Source organism: Vibrio sp. LaRot3, from assembly GCF_027587025.1.
GTDB lineage: Bacteria > Pseudomonadota > Gammaproteobacteria > Enterobacterales > Vibrionaceae > Vibrio.
The window spans coordinates 1-413 of the sequence record NZ_JAPPTI010000034.1 but is presented as its reverse complement, the minus strand read 5'-3'; the positions used below and the strand labels follow the sequence as shown (position 1 = coordinate 413).

Below are 413 nucleotides of genomic sequence, written 5' to 3'. Positions count from 1 at the left end.
ATGATTCTTCCGAAGAAGGTCATTTTCTAAAGACTTTCGGCGTCAAAAAATCTAACCACATACGCTTTACTGAAGTGGTTTGGAATTCCTATCCAAAAATACTTAGAGAATGGTGGGCGATACCGGGCTCGAACCAGTGACCCCCTGCTTGTAAGGCAGGTGCTCTCCCAACTGAGCTAATCGCCCACGATAGTTTTAATTCCTTCGCGGAGAAAGAATGGTGGGTCGTGCAGGATTCGAACCTGCGACCAATTGATTAAAAGTCAACTGCTCTACCAACTGAGCTAACGACCCAATGGTATCCCGTAGGGGAGTCGAACCCCTGTTACCGCCGTGAAAGGGCGGTGTCCTAGGCCTCTAGACGAACGGGACACTAATCTGAACATCTTGGGGGATGTTCTATCTCTTAAACT

Annotated in this window: 3 tRNA genes; all 3 read right to left on the bottom strand. The window is 47.9% G+C overall.

The features are described from left to right. Positions 1–110 precede the first annotated feature (110 nt). The 3 genes from OH461_RS20080 to OH461_RS20070 all read right to left on the bottom strand — a co-directional run bounded on the left by OH461_RS20080 (position 111) and on the right by OH461_RS20070 (position 372). Positions 111–186, bottom strand: a tRNA-Val gene (locus OH461_RS20080). 32 nt (positions 187–218) lie between these two features. Next, a tRNA-Lys gene (locus OH461_RS20075) sits at positions 219–294 on the bottom strand. Between the two features lie 2 nt (positions 295–296). Next, positions 297–372: transfer RNA gene (locus tag OH461_RS20070), tRNA-Glu, on the bottom strand. Positions 373–413: the final 41 nt, after the last annotated feature.